Annotated in this window: 18 protein-coding genes; 17 read left to right on the top strand and 1 reads right to left on the bottom strand. The window is 43.3% G+C overall.

Features of this window, described 5'->3' with window-relative positions; genetic code table 11:
- The first annotated feature begins 30 nt into the window (after positions 1-30).
- From pcrA to pruA, 4 genes are all read left to right on the top strand, one after another.
- On the top strand, positions 31-2199 hold the full coding sequence (gene pcrA / locus CYJ36_RS21570; RefSeq protein WP_374702851.1) for a DNA helicase PcrA: 2169 nt from the start codon (positions 31-33) through the stop codon (positions 2197-2199).
- A 28-nt stretch (positions 2200-2227) separates the two neighbouring features.
- Entirely contained in the window at positions 2228-4237 is a 2010-nt protein-coding gene (ligA, locus tag CYJ36_RS21565; RefSeq protein WP_101569310.1) for an NAD-dependent DNA ligase LigA, read from the top strand.
- Between the two features lie 176 nt (positions 4238-4413).
- Entirely contained in the window at positions 4414-5622 is a 1209-nt protein-coding gene (locus CYJ36_RS21560; RefSeq protein WP_374702848.1) for a CamS family sex pheromone protein, read from the top strand.
- A gap of 231 nt (positions 5623-5853) precedes the next feature.
- Positions 5854-7401 carry an L-glutamate gamma-semialdehyde dehydrogenase gene (pruA, locus tag CYJ36_RS21555; protein ID WP_101569309.1) on the top strand — a complete coding sequence of 516 codons (1548 nt, stop codon included), beginning with the start codon at positions 5854-5856 and terminating at the stop codon, positions 7399-7401.
- Positions 7402-7754: 353 nt separating this feature from the next.
- Here the strand turns inward: pruA and putP are convergent, their stop codons facing one another.
- Positions 7755-9236, bottom strand: a complete 1482-nt coding sequence (gene putP, locus CYJ36_RS21545; RefSeq protein ID WP_101569307.1) for a sodium/proline symporter PutP — start codon at positions 9234-9236, stop codon at positions 7755-7757.
- A 345-nt stretch (positions 9237-9581) separates the two neighbouring features.
- On the opposite strand from putP, the gene CYJ36_RS21540 reads away from it, so the two are divergent.
- The 13 genes from CYJ36_RS21540 to CYJ36_RS21480 all read left to right on the top strand — a co-directional run bounded on the left by CYJ36_RS21540 (position 9582) and on the right by CYJ36_RS21480 (position 25857).
- Complete coding sequence (locus tag CYJ36_RS21540; protein WP_180850531.1) at positions 9582-9971, top strand: Hsp20/alpha crystallin family protein; 390 nt, start codon at positions 9582-9584, stop codon at positions 9969-9971.
- Between the two features lie 579 nt (positions 9972-10550).
- Positions 10551-12782, top strand: a complete 2232-nt coding sequence (locus CYJ36_RS21535) for an alpha-galactosidase (RefSeq protein WP_101569305.1) — start codon at positions 10551-10553, stop codon at positions 12780-12782.
- 61 nt (positions 12783-12843) lie between these two features.
- Complete coding sequence (locus CYJ36_RS21530; RefSeq protein ID WP_101569304.1) at positions 12844-14025, top strand: galactokinase; 1182 nt, start codon at positions 12844-12846, stop codon at positions 14023-14025.
- Positions 14022-15020: a UDP-glucose 4-epimerase GalE gene (galE, locus tag CYJ36_RS21525; RefSeq protein WP_101569303.1), complete on the top strand. Its 999-nt coding sequence runs from the start codon at positions 14022-14024 to the stop codon at positions 15018-15020. The genes CYJ36_RS21530 and galE overlap by 4 nt, the downstream gene beginning before the upstream one ends.
- A complete protein-coding gene (gene galT / locus CYJ36_RS21520; protein ID WP_101569302.1) occupies positions 15017-16570 on the top strand; it encodes a UDP-glucose--hexose-1-phosphate uridylyltransferase in 1554 nt (517 codons plus the stop codon). Before galE ends, galT begins: the two co-directional genes overlap by 4 nt.
- A complete protein-coding gene (locus tag CYJ36_RS21515) occupies positions 16515-17555 on the top strand; it encodes an aldose epimerase family protein (protein ID WP_101569301.1) in 1041 nt (346 codons plus the stop codon). Before galT ends, CYJ36_RS21515 begins: the two co-directional genes overlap by 56 nt.
- A 361-nt stretch (positions 17556-17916) precedes the next feature.
- Positions 17917-18843 (top strand): glycerophosphodiester phosphodiesterase, encoded by a 927-nt coding sequence (locus CYJ36_RS21510; RefSeq protein WP_180850529.1) that lies wholly within the window; start codon positions 17917-17919, stop codon positions 18841-18843.
- 82 nt (positions 18844-18925) lie between these two features.
- On the top strand, positions 18926-19216 hold the full coding sequence (gene gatC / locus CYJ36_RS21505; RefSeq protein ID WP_070879500.1) for an Asp-tRNA(Asn)/Glu-tRNA(Gln) amidotransferase subunit GatC: 291 nt from the start codon (positions 18926-18928) through the stop codon (positions 19214-19216).
- Between the two features lie 16 nt (positions 19217-19232).
- Positions 19233-20690, top strand: coding sequence for an Asp-tRNA(Asn)/Glu-tRNA(Gln) amidotransferase subunit GatA (gene gatA / locus CYJ36_RS21500; protein ID WP_101569299.1), 1458 nt, complete (start codon positions 19233-19235; stop codon positions 20688-20690).
- Positions 20691-20701: 11 nt separating this feature from the next.
- The gene (gene gatB, locus CYJ36_RS21495; protein WP_101569298.1) at positions 20702-22132 is read left to right on the top strand and encodes an Asp-tRNA(Asn)/Glu-tRNA(Gln) amidotransferase subunit GatB; all 1431 of its coding nucleotides are present in this window, start codon (positions 20702-20704) and stop codon (positions 22130-22132) included.
- Between the two features lie 166 nt (positions 22133-22298).
- Complete coding sequence (locus tag CYJ36_RS21490; protein WP_101569297.1) at positions 22299-23210, top strand: diacylglycerol kinase; 912 nt, start codon at positions 22299-22301, stop codon at positions 23208-23210.
- 81 nt (positions 23211-23291) lie between these two features.
- Positions 23292-24671 (top strand): 23S rRNA (uracil(1939)-C(5))-methyltransferase RlmD, encoded by a 1380-nt coding sequence (gene rlmD / locus CYJ36_RS21485; RefSeq protein ID WP_101569296.1) that lies wholly within the window; start codon positions 23292-23294, stop codon positions 24669-24671.
- 223 nt (positions 24672-24894) lie between these two features.
- Entirely contained in the window at positions 24895-25857 is a 963-nt protein-coding gene (locus tag CYJ36_RS21480) for a tRNA dihydrouridine synthase (protein WP_101569295.1), read from the top strand.
- Positions 25858-26253 lie beyond the last annotated feature (396 nt).

Genomic DNA, 26253 nt, shown 5'->3' with positions numbered 1-26253 from the left:
ACAGATCAATTATTAAATGGATTAAATGATATGCAGAAAGAAGCGGTCAAGGCAACAGATGGACCGCTCTTAATAATGGCCGGAGCAGGCAGCGGAAAAACAAGTGTGCTCACAAGAAGAATTGCCTACTTAATGGTGGAAAAAGGCGTTGCGCCATGGAACATTCTGGCGATTACGTTTACAAATAAAGCAGCGCGTGAAATGAAAGAAAGGATTGGGAAATTGCTTGGTCCTGGTGCAGATGATATATGGATTTCGACGTTTCACTCAATGTGTGTGCGAATCTTAAGAAGAGATATTGACCGGATTGGCATCAGCCGTAATTTTTCGATTCTTGATACGACAGATCAGCTTTCTGTCATTAAATCCATTCTTAAGGAACGGAATATCGATCCGAAGAAGTTTGATCCCCGCAGCATCCTCGGCAGCATCAGCGGAGCGAAAAATGAGCTGATTACACCTGACGAGTATGAAAAAACAGCAGGCGGCATGTACGAGCAAGTCGCAAGTGATGTTTACAAGGATTATCAGAAAAAACTGCTGAAAAATCAGTCGCTTGATTTTGATGATTTGATCATGACAACGATTCAGCTGTTTCAGCGTGTCCCTGAAGTTCTTGAATTTTATCAGCGCAAATTTCAATTTATCCATGTTGATGAGTATCAGGATACGAATAAGGCACAGTACTTATTGGTTAAAATGCTTGCATCACGTTTTCAAAACCTTTGTGTTGTCGGTGATTCCGATCAATCGATTTATCGCTGGCGCGGAGCGGATATCGCCAACATTCTTTCCTTTGAAAAAGATTATCCGACTGCAAGTGTTATTTTGCTTGAACAGAATTACCGTTCTACACAGCGTATCCTTGAAGCGGCAAACGGCGTTATTAAAAACAATATGAACCGCAAAGCGAAAAATCTTTGGACGCAAAATGATGAAGGCCAGAAGATTAACTATTACCGCGCTGACAGTGAATCTGCTGAAGGGCAATTCGTAGCCGGGAAAATCAATCAGCTTGTCTCTTCACAAGGAAGGAAGCTCTCTGATTTTGCGATTCTTTACCGGACAAATGCCCAGTCCCGTGTTATTGAGGAAATTTTGCTTAAATCAAATATCAATTACACCATTGTCGGCGGGATTAAATTCTACGACCGAAAAGAAATTAAAGATATTCTCGCTTATTTAAGATTGATTGCCAACCCGGATGATGATATTAGCCTGGCTCGTGTTATAAACGTGCCAAAGCGCGGAGTAGGTTCCACTTCAGTTGATAAGATTGCCCAATACGCGCTGGATAATGATTTGTCCCTGTTCGGAGCGATTGAGCAAATCGAATTTGCCGGCGTAAGTGCACGTGTAGTCAGTGCGATGGTTGATTTCCGCGAACTGGTCCGTAATTTGACGAATATGCAGGATTACCTGTCTGTAACGGAACTTGCAGAAGAAGTGATTGAAAAGACGGGCTACCGTGAAATGCTGAAAACCGAAAAAACAATTGAAGCACAAAGCCGTCTGGAAAATATCGATGAGTTTTTATCTGTTACGCAAAACTTTGAGAAAAACAGTGATGATAAAAGCTTAGTTGCCTTTTTAACGGATTTGGCTTTAGTGGCGGATATTGATAAATTAGATGAAGATGATGACGCTTCAAAAGAAGCCGTTGTCCTGATGACGCTTCACTCTGCAAAAGGCCTTGAGTTTCCAGTCGTCTTTTTAATGGGTGTAGAGGAAGGTGTTTTCCCTCACAGCCGTTCACTTATGGAAGAAGCAGAGATGGAAGAAGAGCGCCGTCTTGCATATGTCGGAATTACCCGCGCCGAAAAAGAGCTGTTCATTACGAATGCTAAAATGAGAACTCTTTTTGGCCGTACAAGTATGAACCCTGAATCTCGCTTTATCTCAGAGATTCCATCAAATTTACTTGAGAATTTAAATGAAGTGCAAAAAAGCGCAGCCCCATTTGCAGCAAAAGCCCGTCCTGAAAGACGCCCTCAGGTCAACAGACCGATTGCAGCATCTACAGGCGGAGACGAAATTGCCTGGTCTGTCGGCAATAAAGCAGAGCATAAAAAGTGGGGAATCGGCACGGTTGTCAGCGTAAAAGGCGAGGGAGAAGGCAAAGAGCTTGATATTGCGTTCCCAAGCCCTGTTGGAATTAAACGCTTGCTTGCAAAATTTGCTCCAATACAAAAAGTGTAGACGGTTTAGATGAAAGGAATGGACTCGGATGGATATGAATGCGGCCAAACAGCGTGCAGAAACTTTGCATGAATTATTAAATAAATACAATTATGAATATCATGTTCTTGATAAGCCTACTGTAGCTGATGCTGAATACGATCAGCTCCTGCATGAATTAATCGAGCTTGAGACGGTTTTTCCTGAGCTGAAGACACCTGATTCTCCAACTCAGCGTGTCGGCGGCAATATTCTTGAAGGATTTCAGAAGGTACAGCATAAAAAGCCGATGCTAAGCTTGGGCAATGCCTTCAATGAGCAGGACATCAGAGATTTTGACCGCCGCGTAAGACAGGCAGTCGGCGATCATGTTCACTATATGGTTGAACTGAAAATTGATGGACTTGCTGTTTCCCTGCGCTACGAAAACGGAGCATTCGTACAAGGTGCAACCCGCGGTGACGGAACAACTGGCGAAGACATTACCGAGAATTTAAAAACAATCCGGTCCATTCCGCTTAAATTAAAGAAAAACCTTTCAATCGAAGTTCGCGGCGAAGCCTACATGCCAAAATCATCTTTTGAAAAATTAAATGAAACGAGAATTCAGCTTGAAGAAGAACCATTTGCCAACCCGCGCAACGCCGCAGCAGGATCTCTTCGCCAGCTAGATCCTAAAATTGCAGCGAAACGAAATCTGAATATTTTCGTCTATAGTATTGCAGACCTTGGAGAGGAAACAGGAGCAGCAACTCAAAGTGCAGGCCTTGATTTTCTTGAAGATCTGGGATTTAAAACAAATACAGAACGACGGAGATGCGAATCAATTGACGAGGTTATCACTCTGATTGAAATGCTTCAGGAGAAAAGAGCAAATCTTCCTTATGAAATTGACGGAATCGTTATTAAGGTAGACTCAATTGCACAGCAGGAGGAGCTTGGCTTTACAGCTAAAAGCCCGCGCTGGGCCATTGCTTATAAATTTCCTGCAGAAGAAGTGATGACAAAGCTGCTCGATATTGAATTAACAGTCGGACGTACTGGTGTTATAACTCCTACTGCCATTTTAGAGCCTGTTCGTGTTGCAGGAACGACAGTTAAACGCGCTTCTCTTCATAATGAAGATTTAATCCGCGATAAAGATATTCGTCTTGGAGATTATGTTGTCATCAAGAAGGCTGGAGACATTATTCCTGAAGTTGTGAATGTCCTTTTAGAGCATCGTACGGGTGAAGAAGAAGAATTCAAAATGCCAACCCATTGTCCCGAATGTGAAAGTGAGCTTGTACGGATTGAAGGTGAGGTAGCACTAAGATGCATCAATCCTAAGTGTCCGGCCCAAATTCGCGAAGGACTCATTCATTTTGTGTCCAGAAACGCCATGAACATTGATGGTCTTGGTGAACGTGTGATTGCACAGCTTTTCAAGGAGAACCTGATCAAAGATGTTGCCGATTTGTACAAGCTGACGCGTGAACAGCTCCTTGAGCTTGAGCGAATGGGCGCGAAGTCAGTGGACAATTTGATTCAGGCAATTGAAAACTCAAAAGAGCGCTCACTTGAGAGATTACTGTTTGGTCTGGGCATCCGTTTTATTGGTGCGAAGGCTGCGAAAACGCTGGCCCAGTATTTTGAGACGATGGAACGATTGCAAAGTGCTTCCAGAGATGAGATTATTGCCGTTAATGAAATCGGCGATAAAATGGCAGATGCCGTTGTGACTTATTTTGAACAGCCAGAGATGAATGAACTGATTTCTGAGTTAAAGGCATGCGGAGTCAATATGTCTTACTTAGGACCGAAGCTTGTTCAAGCAGAAGATTCTGATTCATTTTTTGCAGGCAAAACCGTTGTATTAACAGGTAAATTAGAAGAGCTTTCCCGAAATGAAGCCAAAGACCAAATCGAAGCGCTTGGCGGCAAGGTAGCAGGAAGCGTAAGCAAAAAAACGGATTTGGTGGTTGCAGGGGAAGATGCAGGAAGCAAGCTTTCGAAAGCTCAAGAATTAAACATAGAGATTTGGGATGAGAAGAGACTGCTTGAGGAATTTAAAAAATAGGCTCTTTTCGTAAATTTTGTTGCTTTAACCAGTCAGTATTCATCGTATCTAAATGAATCCCGTATCTGCCTGTCTCGGGAAAAGAGCACGATACGGACTTCTAACATGAACAATTTGAATACGTAAAACAACAATCTATGCGAAAACAGCCAAATAAATAAGAGGTGTATTCCGACTTGAAAAAAGTAATGGTAATGCTGCTCACGGGCTGTTTATTCCTTTCAGCCTGTGCACCCAGCTTTGGTGATCAAGAGGAAATCGTGCGGGAAACAGAAGATAAATCAACCGAAAAAGCGATAATTCCGAAGTACAACATTTCGGATTCCTACTACAAAATGATCTTGCCTTTCAAAGAAGGCAAAGCGAGAGGACTAGTCGCTGAAAATATAAACACCCGTTTAGATATAGACGAATTTGAAACAGGACTCATGAGAGTGGCCCAGGATGAATTTTCACCAGACGATCATCTTTATCAAGAGGGGCAATATCTGGATGAAAAAACAATTCGCAAATGGCTGAGCAGAAAGCTTGATGGCAAAGAGCTGGAAGACAAAATCAAGGAATCTGAAGGAAAGAATTCAAACGGAACGAAGAAGGAACCTTTTCAAAACACAGGCCTGAACCCCGTCAAGAGTACGGAAGGCGACTTTATTCAGCAAAACGAAAACAGCCCGATCTATTTAGCACATATGCTCGAGCACAATTACTTAGTCCGCAAAGGCGAGAACACAGTAGAGCTTGGCGGAGTTGTGATCGGCCTTGCATTAAACTCGGTTCATTACTACCGTGAAGCTGTTGGAGAACCGCAGCGGGAATATGTAATTGATCCGAAGAAGCTAGAAGAAGAAGGCAAAAAAATGGCGGCAGAAGTCATCCATCGGGTACGTGCCAAAAAAGGTCTTGAAAATGTTCCGATTGTAATTGCTCTTTATAAACAGGCACCGAAGTCATCCATTGTTCCAGGAAGCTTTATTGCAAGCACGGTCGTAAATGGCGGCAGCAACCAAATCGGCAACTGGGACAGCATTGATGAGGAATATGTCTTTTTCCCATCACCAGAAGGAACGGAAGCCTATCGTGAGGACGCCAATCTTTTTGATCGTTTCAAACAAGACATTGACGAGTTTTTCCCTAACTACACAGGTGTTATAGGTAAAGCCTTTTACAAAGGAGAAGAAATGCAAGAATTGAAGATTGATATACCGATGCAGTTTTACGGAAAATCCGAAGTCATTGCCTTTACTCAATTTGTAACCGGTAAAGTTGTCGACTATTTCCCTGATTACGTTTCTGTTGAAGTAAACGTCAGCTCAACAAGCGGCCAAGAGGCGCTGATTGTCCGCAAACCAGGACAGGAAAAGCCGACCGTTCATATTTATCAATAGAAACTGAGCCACCTCGTTTTTGCGGGGTGGTTTTTGAATCTTTTGATCTGTTTTAGAAGATTGATTGAAAAAAGAACCAGTTTGAAAACATAGTTTGATTGAAATAATGGATAAAACTCTTATTCCAAATTAATTTACTATTTCGATAATTCTACTTCGTTTGAAAAATTTCATAGTTTTAAGTTAGAATGAGGGTGTAAACGTTTCATACTTGTAGGGAGGCGGATTGGAATGATGGTACCATACAAACACGAACCATTTACTGATTTTTCAGTAGAAGAGAATAAGAAAGCATATCTTGAAGGCTTGAAGCTTGTCGAGTCTTACTTGGGGCAGGACTACAATTTAGTCATTGGCGGAGAGTGCATTTCAACAGAAGATAAAATCGTTTCTGTTAACCCTGCAAATAAAGAAGAAGTGATTGGCCGCGTTTCAAAAGCTAATAGAGAATTAGCTGAAAAGGCGATGCAAGCAGCAGATGAGACTTTTAAAACTTGGCGGAAGGTAAAGCCTGAAGTTCGTGCGGACATTCTTTTCCGTGCAGCAGCGATTATTCGCCGCCAAAAGCATGAGTTTTCTGCGCTTTTAACAAAAGAAGCGGGAAAGCCGTGGAACGAAGCCGATGCTGATACAGCAGAAGCGATTGACTTTATAGAGTACTATGCCCGTCAAATGCTGAAATTAAAAGATGGCATGCCGGTTGAAAGCCGTGCAGGTGAATATAACCGTTACAGCTACATTCCTTTAGGTGTAGGTATTATTATTTCTCCATGGAACTTCCCGTTCGCGATTATGGCGGGTACAACGATTGCTGCAATCGTAACAGGAAACACAGTTTTATTAAAGCCTGCATCAACAACTCCAATTGTTGCGGCCAAGTTCGTTGAGGTATTGGAACAGGCTGGACTTCCGAAAGGCGTATTAAACTTTGTACCTGGAAGCGGCGCTGAAGTTGGTGACTATTTAGTTGACCACCCGCGAACTCGTTTTATCAGCTTCACAGGTTCACGTGATGTTGGAACACGCATCTATGAGCGCGCTTCTAAAGTGAACGAAGGCCAAATCTGGCTGAAACGTGTTATCGCTGAAATGGGCGGTAAAGATACAATCGTTGTTGATAAAGATGCAGACCTTGAATTAGCTGCACAATCAATCGTAAAATCTGCATTTGGATTCTCAGGACAAAAATGTTCGGCTTGTTCTCGTGCAGTTATCGTTGAAGATGTGTACGATCAAGTTTTAAACCGTGCAGTTGAATTAACTAAAGAATTAACAGTCGGCGACACTACAGACCAATCTTATTTCATGGGTCCTGTCATCGACCAGGCTGCATTTGATAAAATCATGAGCTATGTTGAAATTGGCAAAGAAGAAGGCAAGCTAATGGCAGGAGGAGAGGGAGACAGCTCAAAAGGCTTCTTCATTCAGCCGACAATCATTGCTGACCTTGATCCGAAAGCACGCTTAATGCAAGAAGAAATCTTCGGTCCAGTCGTTGGTTTTACAAAAGCGAAAGACTTCGATCATGCGCTTGAAATTGCAAACAACACAGAATACGGTTTAACAGGAGCCGTTCTTACAAATAACCGTGATCACATTGAGCAAGCGCGCGAAGATTTCCATGTTGGAAACCTATATTTCAACCGCGGCTGTACTGGAGCAATCGTTGGATACCAGCCATTCGGCGGATTCAACATGTCAGGTACAGATTCAAAAGCTGGCGGACCAGATTACTTATTGCTCCATCTTCAAGCGAAAACAACTTCAGAAACGTTATAATATATAGGGAAAAAGGGCTTAAACAAACGTTTGTTTAAGCTCTTTTTTCTGTCTGAAACATATAAAGAAAAACAGCCAGATCAACCTGGAATACCGAACAAATAATAAAAAATGGAAAAATGAAAATAAAACGGCCATTTCTGAAAATGTACTACTGATTTCAGCAAATAAAACAAGCATTTTTGCAAATGAAAGTTCCATTTTTGAAAGTGAAACTTTCAGGAGCTGGATACAATTTAACAATAAAGGAAATTAAACATCTTCTTAAACTTCTCCTGTCCCAATAAACTAATTACGAGAGAAAAACATAGCAAAAAAAACGCTCTGGGGAGTCCCAGAGCGTTTTAATCATCTTACTTCGTCGCTTCCTCCAACACATCTTCCATTTCAGTAAATGTAGTTTGAACCTTTTCAGAAGGTCTGCTTGTAAGTAAGCTGACTACGTATACTGCAAGTAAACTTAAGAAGAAACCAGGAATCATTTCATACATAAAGTCTTTTAGGGCTGGGACGTTTACCCAGATCAGTACAGTGACGGCACCAACGATCATTCCAGCTAATGCGCCCCATTTCGTCATGCGTTTCCAGTATAAGCTTAGCAAGACGGCTGGTCCAAATGCAGAACCGAAACCTGCCCAAGCATAGCCTACTAATGAAAGAATCGTGTCACTAGGCTCTAATGATAGTAAGACACCTACTACAGCAACAAGCAAGACAGACAAGCGGCCAATAAGAACGAGTTCTTTATCGCTTGCCTGGCGTCTAAAGAACGTTTTATAGAAATCCTCAGTCAGCGCACTTGATGTAACGAGCAGCTGAGAAGAAATCGTGCTCATGATAGCCGCTAAAATAGCTGCAAGCAGGAATCCTGTAATAAATGGATGGAATAATACTTGAGAAAATTTAATGAAAATCGTTTCTGGATCTGCAAGAGTTGCTGCAGTTTGATCGATAAATGCAATTCCGACAAGACCTGTCAGCAAAGCTCCAATAATCGAGATGATCATCCAGCCCATCCCGATTCTCCGTGCTGGCTTTAATTCTTTAACAGAAGAAATAGCCATAAAACGGACAATGATGTGAGGCTGTCCAAAATAACCTAAACCCCATGCCAGGAATGAGAGAAGTCCAATTAAGGATGTCCCCTTGAAGATATCGAGATACGTTGGATCAATTTCACGAACAACATCAAAAGTCGGGCCAACTCCGCCAAGTTCCATAAATGCTACAATCGGCACAATGATCAGCGCCAGGAACATGATAACTCCCTGTGCAAAATCCGTTAAGCTGACTGCCAGGAATCCGCCGAAAAGAGTATACGCCATCACGACTCCTGCAGTTAACAGCATGCCAAACAAGTAATCTGTTTTAAAGGCTGATTCAAATAGTAGTCCGCCTGATACTAACCCGGCAGAAGTGTAGAGTGTAAAGAAGATGATAATGACGATTGCAGACACAAATCGAAGAATACGTGATGTATCTTTAAATCGATTTTCAAAATAATCCGGGATTGTGATTGAATCATTTGCTACCTCTGTATAGGTGCGTAGACGGGGAGCTACAAGAATATAGTTTAAGTAGGCACCAATGGATAGTCCTACTGCAATCCACATACTGGATAATCCTGTTGTATACATGGCACCTGGAAGACCCATCAGCATCCAGCCGCTCATATCTGAAGCCCCTGCCGATAATGCCGTTACTGCCGGTCCGAGTCCTCGTCCCCCAAGCATGTAACCAGACACATCGTCTGTAGACTTCTTGTAGGCATAGAATCCAATCAGAAGCATGCCGACAAAATAAATTCCGAGTGATATAATTGTTCCAATTTCCACCAAATCTCTCCTTTGACATAAGTGATAGTGTGACAAGAACCAAAAACTGCAATCCGTTCAGCCCTATGGTTTACTAACCTAACAAACTATTCCCTTTGTTTCAAGGATTTCAAACAGATGCGACAAGGATTTAAGCGCTAGAGAGCTATGACGCTTGTAAACGTAAGCGCTTTCTTAAATTAATTAAAGTAAAACTATTTATAATATTCTGACCAATATATTTTTTTCATTAATCGTATTTTGTGCAGTTTAAATAAATACAAACATCTTTTCTGGGATAGGCAATTTATCGGGACGATACATATGATATTGGGATGGAAACGAACAAGTAAAGGAGGGGTGAAAATGGATTCAAATAGAAAAGACCCTATGAAAATGATCAATGATTTTTTTACATCAAGGCCAAAGAACACACTGCTCGGCAGTATAGATGACTATTTCAAACAATCATTTGCGCCTTCAGGGTTCCCTGTCTGGACGGATGAAACGGACACCGGTTTTATTGTAAAAGCAGAGCTTCCCGGAGTTGAGAAAGAGAATATTCATCTCGAAATCATGGGAGAAGAGCTTATCATAACGGTAAAATCTGATAAAAAAGAGACTAGAAGCGGGAAACAATCAATACCTATTCCACCATCATTCCTAAAAAGAAATTTAAAAGCGAACTACCGCAATGGTGTCTTGAAAATAACCATTCCAAGGAAACCATCGACTAAAATCGATATTGATTTTTGAGGAACACTCAAGTCTGAAGTATTTTAAATTTTGACAATGAAACAACCAAATAAAAGTGGAAAAAAAGTGCCGGCACTACTTTTTACGGCACTTTTTCATTTAGAACTCCATAAGTAAAAATATAAGTAAAAATTCAATAAATTTTAGTTAAATTTTATTGAATTTATTTATCTGGTAAATTATTATTAACTTGTAAACATTTTCACCACCATTGTAGTCCGTACCTATTAATTATGATTTATAAGTAGTAAAAAAATTGAAGAATTCTCTTCTTGCCTGCCTAACTCGTGTGTCCATCCTGATCTTCATTAAAACGGTTATTTGATGGCAATATGTAAGCGATTCCATTATTATTTGCAGATTTTAAGTAAAGTCTTTATTTTCTGCTATGACATGAAGATCAGCCGGCGGCTGCTTGTCAAATTCCTTCCCAATGCTATATCTGAAAGGTTTTTAAGGAAATGGCTATATCCGCCAATCTATCTTTTGAAAAAAGGAAGTCATAGAGCTTGAAGGAAAAGATTCACATTCTATCATGATTTCTGTTGTACTAGATCTTGGCCAAAGGAGCTTGCTGCGATGCTTATTTTTATAAATGAAGAACTTAACCAATTCCATTTGACGAACAAAACCGTCAGCTATATCTTTCATGTCATGAAAAATGGAGAGCTTGGGCAGCTGTATTACGGAAAAAGACTTGAAAATCAAGCTGACTTTTCCCACTTTGGGGCTTATCACATTCCGACTGCTGCCAGCTGTCACGTTGAAAAAGACGACCCTGCGTTTTCACTAGAGACGGTCTGTCAGGAATATCCGGTATACGGAACAACGGATTTCAGAGAACCTGCGATCTCCCTGCGTCATCCAAGCGGAAGCTCTGTCAGCAAATTTGAATATGCGGGGTATGAGGTCCTCGATGGCAAGGAACGGATACCTGGTCTGCCATCTACTTTTGCGAATGCAGGAGAAGCTTCAACTCTTGTTATTACACTCATTGATAATTTAAGAGATATAAAACTTAAACTCTACTATACGATTTTTGAAAATTCATCATCGATCACACGGCACGCAAGTCTTGAAAACGATGGAGAGCATCCAATTGACATTGAAAGATTGATGAGCCTATCTCTCGATCTAAGTGATCATGACTTTATGATGGTCCATCTGGCCGGAGCGTGGTCAAGAGAGAGGCATGTGAAAGAACGCAAGCTTCAAACGGGGATTCAGTCCATTTCAAGCATTAGAGGAGCAAGCTCGCATCAGCACAATCCATTTTTAGCTCTGAAGCGCCCGCATACGACTGAAAACAACGGCGAGGCATACAGTTTTCACTTTGTCTACAGCGGCAATTTTTTAGCACAAGCTGAGGTTGATCATTATAATACAGCAAGAATACAAATAGGGATTCACCCATTTCAGTTCAACTGGCGCCTGAATCCGGGCGAAGCATTTCATGCACCTGAAGTCGTCATGACGTATTCAGATCTTGGATTAAACGGTTTGACGCAATCACTTCATACCTTATACAGAGAGCATCTTATTGCACCTGTTTGGCAAAAAAGACAGCGACCTGTGGTGATCAATAACTGGGAAGCGACATACTTTGACTTTAACGCTGAAAAAATCCTAGTGATAGCCAGGCAAGCTAAGGAATTAGGAGTTGAATTATTTGTTCTTGACGATGGCTGGTTTGGGAAGCGAAATGATGATACGACATCGCTTGGTGACTGGTTTACCGATCCTGACAAATTGCCGGGCGGGATAGAGGCATTATCGAGGGCAATCCAAAATGAAGGAATGCAATTTGGTCTCTGGTTTGAACCGGAGATGATTTCTGAAGAAAGTGACTTGTATGAAAAGCACCCAGACTGGGTTATTTACGACCCGGAGCGTTCTCCTTCATATGGTCGCAATCAATGGGTGTTGGATTATACAAGAGAAGAAGTCGTCGATTATCTTTATGAACGAATCTCTTCTTTTATCCGCTCGGCAAAGCTCAGCTATATCAAATGGGATATGAACCGGAACATAACAGAAGCATATTCTGCGTCGCTAGGCCAGGATCGACAGGGAGAATTTTTCCACAGATACATTCTGGGGGTTTACGATCTGTACGAAAGACTGACCTCCAAATATCCGGAAGTTCTGTTTGAATCATGCGCAGGCGGAGGCGGACGATTTGATGCTGGCATGCTTTATTATGCTCCTCAGGCTTGGGCAAGTGATGATACAGATGCTGTTGAACGATTGAAAATCCAGTATGGCTCATCCTTCGTCTATCCGATTTACAGTATCGGCTCGCACGTTTCCGATATTCCAAATCATCAAACGCTGCGCAGTACGTCACTGAAGGCACGGGGAGATGCAGCCTACTTCGGAACATTTGGGTATGAGCTTGATCCGAATAAAATGACAGATGAAGAAAAAGCGGAGGTCAAGGCACAGATTGTAACGTATAAATTGCATCGGACTCTGATCAGGCATGGTGATTTTTACCGACTGATCAGCCCGTTTGAATCAAATGAAGCTGCCTGGATGGTTGTTTCAAAGAACCGAACAGAAGCTCTTATCGGCTGGTATAAAATATTGGCGACTCCAAATCCAAAGAAAATCCAAACATTGAAGCTGGCAGGTCTTGATTCAGTCAGCACGTACCAGGTAAACGGTTCAGATCAGGCCTTCGGCGGAGATGAACTGATGCAAAGAGGGCTTGCGCTTCCGGTTGAATATAATGGAGTAAACCAGTATCAGGCAGAGCGAGGCGGAGACTTTCAGTCATACGTATTCTACTTAACGAAAACCGGGGGATGAGCAAGTATTTTTACCTCCTCAAAAACAAAATCTATGCACAGGTAAAAGGGGGACACTCACTATGAATGCGGGGGAACTGGAAGGTTTATTCAGAGAGAAGTTCGGCAAAGAAGGCTTTCGCAGCTTCTTTGCCCCAGGACGCATTAACCTGATTGGGGAGCACACAGACTATAACGGAGGGCATGTGTTTCCTTGCGCGATTACGTACGGAACTTATGTGCTTGCTGCAAAGCGGACGGACCGGATGCTGCGCATGTATTCAGTGAATTTTTCCGAAAAGGGAATCATTGAGTGCTCACTTGATGAACTGAGCTATCACACAGTACATGATTGGGCGAATTATCCAAAGGGAATGATATCCTATTTAAAGAAAAACGGATATCTAATCGAAGAAGGCCTTGATCTCTTATTCTATGGTAACATTCCAAATGGTGCAGGCTTATCGTCTTCTGCATCGATTGAAATGGTTACAGGCGTGATGCTTCAATCTCTTTTTGATTTAAAAATAGACCGGATTGAGCTCGTCAAACTCGGTCAGATTGTTGAAAATCAATACATCGGCGTGAACAGCGGGATTATGGATCAGTTCGCTATCGGCATGGGGAAAAAAGCATGCGGCATGCTGCTTGATTGCCAAACCCTGCAATTTCGATACGCTCCGATTCAGCTCGAACATCACGTCATCGTGATTATGAACACAAACAAACGCAGAGTTCTGGCTGCTTCAAAATACAATGAACGCCGTCAGGAATGTGAAGACGCTCTGAAAATTTTGCAGGAAAAGGTACCGGCACAATCCCTTGGCGAGCTATCGCTGGAAACCTTCGAAAAATATGAAACTTCCATTGCAAATGAAACCGTTCGAAAGCGCGCACGTCATGCTGTCAGTGAAAATGAACGCACGATTCAGGCACTGGAAGCTCTTGAAAAGAATGATTTATATACTTTCGGCGAATTAATGAATGACTCCCACCGCTCTTTGCGAGATGATTATGAGGTAACCGGCGCAGAGCTGGATGCTCTTGTTGAGGCTGCTTGGGAGCAAAACGGTGTCATCGGTGCGCGCATGACAGGTGCAGGCTTTGGCGGGTGCGCCATTGCGATTGTTGAACGCGGAAGTGTCGGCGATTTTCTCAATCAAGTCGGCCAAACCTATCTGGCAGCCGTTGGCTACGAGGCGTCCTTCTATATTGCAGATATCGGAGACGGAGCATGCGAAATCGAATTGGAGGTTCATATATGAGCATTTTAGTTCTAGGCGGAGCCGGCTATATCGGCTCCCATGCAGTCTATCAATTAGCGAATCAGGGTATGGATGTTGTCGTTGTTGATAATCTCCAGACAGGCCACAAGGAAGCGATTCATCCGAAAGCGTCTTTTTACGAAGGCGATTTAAGAGATAAAGAGTTTCTAAGCGGTGTTTTTGAAAAAGAAGAAATCACTCAGGTTTTGCATTTCGCAGCCAATTCTTTAGTAGGCGAATCGGTTGAGCAGCCGCTCAAGTATTTTCATAACAATGTATACGGCCTGCAGGTCCTGCTTGAAGTCATGCAGCAGCACGGTGTAAAAGAAATCGTCTTTTCATCAACAGCTGCCGTATACGGCGAACCAGCGGTCATTCCGATTACAGAAAACGAGCCGACAAACCCGACCAATCCGTATGGCGAATCAAAGCTCATGATGGAAAAAATGATGCGCTGGTGCGAAGAAGCATACGGCATCCGCTATGTATCATTGCGTTACTTCAATGTTGCCGGTGCCAGATCGACCGCTGAAATCGGCGAGGACCATACACCGGAAACTCACTTAGTTCCGATTATTCTTCAGGTTGCATTAGGTCAAAGAGAACACATCTCTGTCTTTGGAGATAATTATGCAACTCCTGATGGCACGTGCATCCGTGATTACGTCCACGTGGAAGATTTGATCGACGCCCATCTGCTTGCCTTAAACTATTTAAGCAGAAAAGGAGAAAGCATCATTTTAAACCTCGGCAGCAGCCAGGGCTTTTCTGTAAATGAAATGATCAAGGAAGCAAGAGAAGTGACTGGACATCCGATTCCGGCCAAGGTTGCACCAAGACGTGCGGGCGATCCAAGCACACTTGTTGCTTCGTCAGAAAAAGCAAGATCAATCCTAGGCTGGGAGCCATCCCGCACAACGATCAAAACCATTCTGCAAGATGCCTGGAACTGGCATCAAACAAAACCAAATGGATATGGAGAGGATTCCAGATGAACAATTCTTCATGCGTCAATCAATTAGTAGAGCAAGCAATCCAGAAAAAATTCATCACAGACAGAGACCGGATTTATGCACGTAATCAGATTCTTGGTCTGCTTGGAATTGATGCGTATGAAGAATCCGATCTGCAGGAATCCCTGCTGCCTATTCCGGAGCTCCTTGAGAGTCTAGTAGAACAGGCATCTGAACGAGGCGTGATTGAAGGTACCTTTGATGAAAAAGAAAAGCTGTCTGCGAATTTGATGAATGTCTTTCTTGAAAAACCTTCTGGCGTTCAAAAAACGTTTGAAGAGTATTATCAGCTCTCACCAGAAATCGCGACAGACTACTTTTACAAGCTAAGCCAAAACAGCAATTACATCCAGACAAAACGTATTTCTAAAAACATTCATTATAAAACGGCGACAGAGTACGGAGAGATTGATATTACCATCAATCTCTCAAAGCCTGAAAAGGATCCGCGTGACATTGCACGGGAGCAGGCGGTTAAAGCAGCTGCCAAATATCCGAAGTGCCTGCTTTGTATTGAAAATGAAGGTTATATGGGCCGCATCGGACATCCTGCAAGAGCGAATCACCGGATCATCGAGCTGACTCTCGAAAATGAACCTTGGTATTTTCAATATTCACCTTACATTTATTACAATGAGCACTCTATTGTTTTATCCGGACAGCATCGGGATATGAAAATTGACGGAAATGCATTCCGAAGACTGCTGGCATTTGTAGAACAGTTTCCGCACTATTTTATCGGGTCAAATGCGGATCTTCCAATCGTGGGCGGATCGATTCTTTCGCATGATCACTATCAGGCGGGCAAGTATACTTTTGCGATGGCAGAAGCCCCGGATGAAGAACATTTTACGGTTGCCCGCTTTCCTAAGGTAGCCTTCTCAAAAGTAAAATGGCCAATGTCGGTGCTGAGACTGCGATCATCAGATAAAGCGGCACTCGTTTCTGCAGGAGAGCATGTACTAAACAAATGGAAAACCTACTCAAACGAAGAAGCAGAAATTCTAGCATTTACAGGAGACGATCCCCATCAAACGGTGACTCCGATTGCCAGAATGCGGGACTCACGGTTCGAGCTTGATCTTGTCCTGCGGAATAACCGAACAAGTGCAGAGCACCCAATGGGTATTTTTCATCCGCATGCAGATCTGCATCATATTAAAAAAGAGAATATCGGCTTAATTGAAGTCATGGGCTTAGCCGTGCTGCCTGAACGATTGAAAACAGAGCTTCAGGAAATTGAAGCCTTCCTCCTTGGCGAAGATGTAGAAATTGGATCCCACCACCAGGAGTGGGTTCAGCATTTAATCTCAAAGTATCATTCTTTTGAAAAAGATACTGTCAATGAGATCCTGAAAAAAGAAACAGGTTTAAAATTTAGCAGAGTATTAGAGGATGCGGGTGTTTTTAAAAGAACTATTGAAGGGAATAAACATTTTAATCATTTTATCCAAAGTTTAAAAAGAGAGAGGAACGATGAAAATGAAAATCCTTCACGAAACGATCCTGAAGCATCCGCAGCAAAACATTGAGAAGTACACACTTCAAAACACTCAAGGATACTCTGTCAGCTTTTTAAACCTCGGCGGAACGATCACATCGATCATGACGCCAGATCAGAACGGAAACTTTGAAAATATTGTATTAGCCTATGAAACAGCTGAGCAGTATCTTGAAAATCCATATTATTTAGGTGCGCTGATCGGGCGTGTGGCAGGCCGCATTCCAAACGCTGAACTCGGACGCTATAAGCTTGAAGCAAACGAAGGAGAACATCAGCTGCACGGCGGACCCCATGGGTTCCATCAAGTTTTCTGGAACGTGCAAACAGTTGAGCACGATGATTCTGCAGAAGTCATTCTGACACATTTCAGCAGGGACGGAGATGGCGGATATCCCGGCAATCTGGAGGTCCAGGTAACATACCGCCTTGATTGTGATAACACGTTTACCATTGATTATGAAGCACGTTCTGACCAGGATACATGGCTGAACCTGACCAATCATGCCTATTTTAACTTATCAGCAGGAAGCAGAAATATCCTAAATCATAAGCTAACGATGAATAGCGAGGCTATTGCTGAGTTCGATGAAGATTCCCTTCCGACAGGGAAATGGATTCCTGCAAAAGAAACCCCGTTTGAGCTAAAAACCGGTAAACTATTAAGGGAAGCAGCTGAATCCGACCATGAGCAGATGGTGAAAGTCGGCAACGGATTTGATCACCTCTTTTTATTCGAGCAAAGCGAACTGAACCAAGTCACGCTTGAGGATAAGGAAAGCGGACGGAAAATGGTTGTCCAAACAACAGATCCAGCAGCCGTCATTTATATGGCGAACAAGATGGATACAAAGCATCCATTAAAATCCGGGCAGGCGGGTGGACTATATTCAGCGATCTGCATTGAAACACAGAGAATTCCTGAAGCTCTCTTAATTCCAGGCCTGCCGACTCACAAGCTCGCAGCAAGGGAAGAATATCGATCAAGAACATCCTTTACGTTTGGATTAAGCTGAAGCTGCGCCAAAGCAGCAAATAGAGGTTAATCAAACGTTTGTTTAAAACTGGAACACCACATCTTTGCTGGTGTTTTTGTTTTTTAGGGCACAGATGGAAAAAAGAAAGTATTGGTACTGTTTTGGAAAGTAAGTGGTGGATTCCGGCAAGTATTTGAGGTGGAATGGATTGCTAGAAACAAGATGTATTTAAAGAAGTAGTAGAGCCTGTTACTGTGATACAGGAAGAACACATAGCTATTTTTACAAATAAGATAAGGCTGAATGGATTCTTTCTAGCAAAAGACGACACACCAAATTCCCCATCCATGATATAAAGAAACTACCACCAACCAAAAAAGGGGACCAAACCATGGAAATCGTGCCACAGCCCGTCCGAAAAAAGAGAACCAAGCTGAAAATCACCTCTGTGCTTCTCATCACGCTGATCCTATTTATCACCATCCTTCAATTCATCCCTGTTCAACCTGCAGAAAAGCAGGCATTCCTCAAAAAAGGCAAGCGTCCTCTCATCATCGCGCATCAAGGCGGTGACGGCATGGCGCCCGGCAACACGCTCGCAGCCTTCTCACTGTCTGAAAAACTCGGGGTCGACATGCTCGAAATGGACGTGCACCTATCTAAAGATGAAGAAGTCGTTGTCATTCATGATGCAACCGTTGACCGCACGACGAATGGAACCGGTGAGGTGAAAGACATGACGCTTGCCCAGCTAAAGCAGCTTGACGCCGGCTTTCAGTTCGTTGGACCTGACGGAAGCCGTCCTTACCGGAACAAAGGGGTTACCATTCCAACAATGGATGAAATTTTCACCGCATTCCCTGGCTATCCGATGACAATCGAATTAAAAACAGATGAAACGCTCCTTGCCGACAAAATGGCATACCTGATCAAAAAACACAATATGACAGACAAGGTCATTATCGCCTCTTTTCATGATGAAGCGCTGAACTACTTCATTAAAGCAACAGATGGCCAAGTCCCTGTCAGCTCACCTTCAAAAGCAACACGTAACTTTGTGCTGTCACACAAGCTATTCCTGGACCGCCTGATCCCAATGAACAAATACACAGCCATGCAAATCCCGATGCAGGCAAGCGGCCTCAATCTGACAACCGAGCGAATCATCAAATCCCTGCACGACCGCAATATCTCCGTTCAATACTGGACCATCAACGATGAAGACAGCGTCCGCAGACTTGTGGAAATCGGCGCTGACGGCATTATGACCGATCATCCGAACATCGTAAAAAAAGTGCTTGATCAAGAATACGGAAAGGCGCAATAATCGCAGCTTTTGTTGCTTTAATGCACTGACTTTTGATATCATCAGAGTATTGTTTACAAGAGATTTAACGGAGGTGGAGCACTTGTCACGCATTTCAAAAGAAGAAGTGAAGCACGTTGCGAATTTAGCACGTTTAGCGATAACAGAAGAAGAAACAGAAATGTTCACAAATCAATTGGACGCGATCATCACGTTCGCCGAGCAATTGAATGAGCTTGATACAACAGGCGTTGAGCCGACAACTCACGTATTAGAGATGAAAAACATTCTGCGCGAAGACAAAGCAGAAAAAGGATTGCCAGTAGAGGATGTCGTGAAAAACGCTCCTGACCATAAAGACGGATACATTCGCGTGCCGTCCATTTTAGAATAAGGAGGGAGCAGCCACTATGTCATTATTTGACCACAAACTGTCAGAGTTAAAAACATTATTACATAAAAAAGAAATCACCGTTACCGACCTGGTTGACGAATCATACAAACGAATTCATGCCGTAGACGATCAAGTGAATGCTTTTCTTACACTAGATGAAGAAAAAGCACGTTCCTACGCAAAGGAATTGGACGAAGCCATTGATACGCGCGAGGAATTTGGATTGCTGTTTGGAATGCCGATTGGTTTAAAAGACAACATCGTGACGAAAAACCTGCGCACAACAGCTGCAAGTAAAATCCTTGAAAACTTCGATCCTATATATGATGCGACTGTCGTTCAGCATTTGCAAAAGGCAGAAGCGGTTACAATCGGAAAATTAAACATGGATGAATTTGCAATGGGTTCATCAACAGAGAACTCAGGCTATAAAGTCACGAAAAATCCATGGAATCTTGAAACCGTTCCAGGCGGATCAAGCGGCGGCTCGGCTGCAGCAGTTGCAGCCCGCGAAGTACCTTTTGCGCTTGGATCAGATACAGGCGGTTCGATTCGCCAGCCGGCAGCTTTTACAGGTGTCGTCGGATTAAAACCTACATACGGACGCGTTTCCCGTTTCGGACTGATTGCATTTGCATCATCCCTTGATCAAATCGGGCCGCTGACAACAAGCGTTGAAGACAATGCCTTCTTGCTCCAAGCTATATCAGGCGTCGATCAAATGGACTCAACTTCAGCAAACGTTGACGTTCCAGACTTTTTATCAGCCTTAACAGGTGATGTAAAAGGTCTTAAAATCGCTGTTCCGAAAGAGTATTTAGGTGAAGGCGTAAGCGAAGAAGTGAAGAAATCTGTCCATGATGCGTTAAAAGTGTTAGAAGCACAAGGTGCAACATGGGAAGAGGTTTCTCTGCCGCATTCAAAATATGCGCTTGCTACCTACTATTTACTGTCATCTTCAGAAGCTTCAGCAAACCTTGCCCGTTTTGACGGTGTCCGCTATGGCTACCGTTCAGACAATGCGAAAAACTTAATCGAATTGTACAAGCAATCCCGTTCAGAGGGCTTCGGCGATGAGGTCAAACGCCGGATCATGCTTGGAACATTCGCGCTCAGCTCAGGCTACTATGATGCTTACTATAAAAAAGCACAGCAAGTCCGCACACTTATCAAAAAAGACTTTGAAGATGTGTTTGAAAAGTACGACGTCATCGTTGGACCGACAACGCCAACTACAGCCTTTAAAGTAGGCGAAAAAACAGATGATCCGATGACAATGTATGCGAATGATATTTTGACAATCCCAGTAAACCTTGCAGGCGTACCTGGGATCTCCGTGCCTTGCGGATTCTCAAACGGTTTGCCGCTTGGACTGCAAATTATCGGCAAGCATTTCGACGAAAGCACAATTTACCGTGTTGCGCATGCATTTGAGCAGGCAACCGATCATCATAAAGCAAAACCTGAATTGTAAGGGGTGAAATCATGAACTTTGAAACGGTCATTGGACTTGAAGTCCACGTTGAATTAAAAACAGAATCGAAAATTTTCTCAAGCGCACCGAACCATTTCGGCGCTGATCCAAATACAAACACAAGTGTGATCGAACTTGGCTATCCAGGCGTTCTGCCGGTACTGAACAGAGAAGCCGTTGATTTTGCCATGAAAGCAGCTATGGCTTTGAACTGTGAAGTTGCGACAGATACGAAATTCGACCGCAAGAACTATTTTTACCCTGATAACCCGAAAGCTTACCAGATTTCTCAGTTTGATAAGCCAATCGGCGAGCACGGCTGGATTGATATTGAAGTGAACGGCTATAAGAAACGAATCGGCATTACCCGCCTTCATTTAGAAGAAGACGCTGGCAAGCTGACACATACAGGCGACGGTTATTCTCTTTGTGATTACAACCGCCAGGGTACACCGCTGATCGAAATCGTATCAGAGCCGGACATCCGCACACCCGATGAGGCATACGCTTACCTTGAAAAGTTAAAAGCAATCATCCAATACACAGGTGTATCAGATTGTAAGATGGAAGAAGGCTCTCTTCGCTGTGACGCCAACATTTCCCTTCGTCCAGTCGGTCAAGAGAAATTTGGGACAAAAGCAGAGCTGAAAAACCTGAACTCCTTCAACTTTGTCCGCAGAGGCCTTGAGCATGAAGTGAAGCGCCAGGAGGAAGTTCTGTTAGCAGGCGGCATCATCGAGCAGGAAACACGCCGCTTTGACGAAGCAACAGGAAAAACAATCCTGATGCGCGTCAAAGAAGGATCTGACGACTACCGCTACTTCCCAGAGCCTGATCTTGTGTCTCTGTACATTGATGAAGACTGGAAACAACGTATTCGTGCAACAATCCCTGAGCTTCCAGATCAGCGTCAAAAGCGCTATGTCGAAGAGCTTGGCTTGCCATCTTATGACGCACAGGTCTTGACGCTTACAAAAGAAATGTCTGATTTCTTTGAGGCAACAGTGGCAAAAGAAGCAGACGCTAAGCAGGCTTCGAATTGGTTAATGGGTGAAGTGAGCGGCTACTTAAATGCTGAAGGAAAAGAGCTTCAGGATGTAGCACTCACACCAGAAGGACTTGCAGGCATGATCAAGCTCATCGAAAATGGCACCATTTCAACGAAAATCGCGAAAAAAGTATTCAAAGAGCTGATCGAAAAAGGCGGCAATGCTGAGCAGATCGTTAAGGATCAAGGACTAGTCCAAATCTCTGACGAAGGCACGCTGCGCAAAATCGTGAACGAATCACTGGATGCAAATCCGCAATCCATCGAGGATTTCAAAAGCGGAAAACAAAAAGCAATCGGCTTCCTTGTCGGTCAAATCATGAAAGCAACAAAAGGCCAGGCAAACCCGCCATTGGTCAACAAGCTATTACTTGAGGAAATCAAGAAACGATAATCAACAGACGGTGCCGCAATGGAAATTCATGATGGCGCCGTTGTTTTTATTTTGCATTGGCTATACTAGTTCTATGAATTGCGTATCTAACAAAAAAAGTGTAGTATAATGATGGCTTGTTAGATACAACAAATCATGGAAATACATTCTTAGGATGATGGGGAAAATGAAAAAAGCAAGAATAATCTATAATCCAACATCAGGGCGCGAAGCCTTTAAAAAACAATTACCTGAAGTTCTTCAGAAATTTGAAATAGCCGGATACGAAACGTCATGCCACGCTACAACTTGCGAAGGCGATGCCATACAAGCAGCAAAGGATGCCGGCGAACGCGGCTTTGACCTCGTCATTGCAGCCGGAGGAGACGGTACCGTAAACGAAGTAGTAAACGGACTGGCTGATCTTGAAGTAAGACCGCAGCTTGGTGTAATTCCCGTTGGAACAACGAACGATTTTGCCCGCGCCATCAGCATCCCGCGCGACAATATCTTAACAGCGGTAGACGCCCTGCTCGAAGGTGAAGCAAGAGCGATCGACATCGGACGCGTGAATGGGCATTACTTCGTCAACATAGCAGGCGGCGGGCGTCTGACTGAACTCACATATGAAGTGCCAAGCAAGCTGAAAACCGTATTAGGCCAGCTCGCTTACTATTTAAAGGGCATGGAAATGCTGCCTTCCATTCGCCCGGCAGAAGTTGAAATCGAATACGACGGAAAACTGTTCCAAGGAGAAATCATGCTTTTCCTCGTTTCACTGACAAACTCAGTCGGCGGCTTTGAAAAGCTGGCACCAGACTCCAAGCTGAATGACGGCATGTTCGACCTGCTCATCTTGAAAAAGGCAAACCTTGCCGAATTCATCAGAGTCGCAAGCCTTGCCCTGCGCGGTGAACATATCAGTGACAGCAACATCATCTACACAACTGCAAACCGAGTGAAGGTCACATCCACTCAAAAAATGCAGCTAAACCTAGACGGCGAATACGGCGGCGACCTGCCAGGCGAATTCGTCAACCTATATCGACACATCGACGTCCTCATGCCGCTTGCAAAAGCAGAGCAAATGGACGAATAGAAACTTGGCCCTGCGCCAAGTTTTTCTTATGTCTTCATTGTGTTAAAATGAGAAAATCAGTATGAGTAAAGGAAGATAACCATGACAAAGGCGACCCCGCCAGTACAAAAAAATGAATACTACGACGTTACCTTTGAAGACCTGACACATGACGGGTCAGGCGTTGCTAAAATCGAAGGCTATCCAATCTTCGTACCAAACGCACTTCCAAACGAAAAGGGTCAAATCAAAGTCACGAAAATAAATAAAGGCTACGCATTCGGACGCCTTGTCGTGCTGCACGAAGAAAGCTCAGAACGAACCGATGCCCCATGCCCGATCTATAAACAATGCGGCGGCTGCCAGCTTCAGCACTTAAGCTACAAAGGCCAGCTCGATTTTAAACAAAAGCAAGTAAAAGAAGTACTCACAAGAATCGGAAAGCTGAACCTAGACAACATTACCGTTCACCCGACACTTGGCATGGAAGACCCATGGAATTACCGCAACAAAGCACAGGTACCAGTTGGAGAACGAGAAGGCGGACTAGTAGCCGGTTTCTACCAGCAGCGCTCCCACGAAATCATCGACATGGAGCAATGCCTCATCCAGCAAAGTGAAAACGATGAAGTCGTCGCAGCCATTAAAGCCATTGCAACCCGTCACGGCATTCGAGCGTATGACGAAAAGAAAAACAAAGGCTGGCTCCGCCACATCATGGTCCGCTACGGCATTGTCACTAAAGAAATGATGGTCGTCTTCGTCACAAGAACACCCGATTTCCCAAACAAAAAAGCCATCATCGACGACATCACATCCCAATTCCCAGCCATCAAGTCCATCGTCCAAAACATCAACCCAAAACGCACAAACGTCATCTTCGGCGACCAAACGACCGTGCTCTGGGGCGAAGAATACATTTACGATTACATTGGGGATATTAAGTTTGCGATATCGGCAAGATCGTTCTACCAGGTCAATCCTGAACAAACGAAGGTTCTTTACGACAAAGCGCTGGAGTATGCAGACTTGAGCGGGGAAGAATCAGTGATTGATGCTTATTGTGGTATTGGTACGATCTCATTGTTCTTAGCGCAGAAAGCTAAGAAGGTTTTCGGCGTTGAAATTGTGCCTGAAGCAATCGAAGATGCAAAACGCAATGCAGCATTGAACGGAATTGAAAATGCTGAGTTTGCAGTTGGGGAAGCTGAAATTGTTATTCCGAAGTGGTATGTAGAAGGAAATGCGGCAGATGTCATTGTTGTCGATCCGCCTCGTAAAGGATGCGATGAAGCCTTGCTGCAGACAATATTGGATATGAAGCCGAAGAAAGTTGTATATGTGAGCTGTAATCCAGCGACGCTTGCGAGGGATTTGCAGGTGTTGGAACTTGGCGGATACTCTACGGTTGAGGTGCAGCCGGTGGATATGTTTCCGCATACGACGCATTGTGAAGCGGTCGCGTGTTTGGAGTTGGTATAATAGGAAAGCAGTTGAGATAGAAAAATTCTATACCATCTGCTTTTTTGTTTATAAAAATATCCATTAAAATAAACATTGCGTTTTTCAAATCGTTTTTCATAAATGATCAATGTCCAAAGGAACTTGTGTTTGAAACTAGGTTATTAAGCATGATATAAGTGTAAAAGAATATTTTTTTACCGGAGTTTGAAGTTGTATCCATAGTGAGAGGATTGAGTTTGAAATGATAGATAATTTTTGGCGTGATTTGCCGCGGCCATTTTTTGTACTTGCACCAATGGAAGATGTGACAGATGTTGTTTTTCGTCACGTTGTAAGTGAAGCCGGTCGACCGGATGTATTTTTCACAGAGTTTACAAATTCGGATAGCTATTGTCATCCAGAGGGCATGAAAAGTGTGCGTGGCCGTTTGATGTTTACAGAAGATGAACAGCCAATGGTGGCACATATTTGGGGGGATAATCCCGAATATTTCCGTCAAATGAGTATTGGCATGGCAGAGATGGGATTTAAAGGCATCGATATTAATATGGGCTGCCCTGTACCGAATGTGGCATCGAGAGGAAAAGGGAGTGGCCTTATACTGCGTCCGGACGTTGCGGCAGAACTAATTCAAGCAGCAAAAGCGGGCGGACTGCCTGTCAGCGTGAAAACACGACTTGGCTATAAGGAGGTAAATGAGTGGGAGGAGTGGCTTACGCATATTTTAAAACAGGATATTGCGAACCTTTCTATTCATTTACGTACAAGAGAGGAAATGAGCCAGGTAGATGCGCATTGGGAGCTCATTCCGGAAATCAAAAAATTACGTGACCGTATCGCACCAAATACGCTGCTAACAATCAATGGCGACATTCCTGATCGTCAAACTGGGCTGCAGCTTGCTGAACAATATGGTATTGATGGCGTTATGATCGGGCGAGGGATTTTTAAAAATCCATTTGCTTTTGAAAAAGAGCCAAAAGTGCACAGCAGTAAAGAATACCTTGATCTTTTAAGACTGCAGCTTGATCTCCAGGATCAATATGCGGAAGCAGTGCCGCGTTCAATCACAGGGCTTCATCGCTTTTTCAAAATTTATGTCAAAGGATTCCCTGGAGCTGCTGAATTACGAAATCAATTGATGAACACGAAATCAACAGATGAAGTGCGTGCATTGCTTGATAGCTTTGGAAAAGAATATTGATGGGACGGGGACAGTGACATGATCTAATTCTCAAAAAGGTAGAGAATTCATGTGTACTTATTTTATTCAGTATCAAGTTCCTTTGCAGTTGCAACTATTTTTGATAAAGTTTGTTTTCTGAATGAAAAAGGTCTTAAAAATGTAATATACCCGTCAGCACCCATGTGTTGTCACATACACACCACACACGTGGAGTGTGTCTCGCAACTCCTATTAAAAGAAGGCAACTAACCCTTTTGGGTGTTGCCTTTTTTTGTTTCCTGAAAAGGGTTTACGAAGTTATAATGGATATATCTATTTCTCTACATTTTGAATTTCGTTTTAAATTTTCCGCTTTTTAGTATTCAGTTTTTTTAGCAAAGTTTCTAAAAAGGGCTCATTCTGAAAAGATCGATA

The sequence above is a fragment of the Bacillus sp. UMB0893 genome (assembly GCF_002858905.1).
In the GTDB taxonomy this organism is placed as follows: domain Bacteria; phylum Bacillota; class Bacilli; order Bacillales; family Bacillaceae; genus Bacillus_P.
Note: the sequence above shows the minus strand (reverse complement) of the source record. Positions and strands in the feature narration are given on the sequence as shown.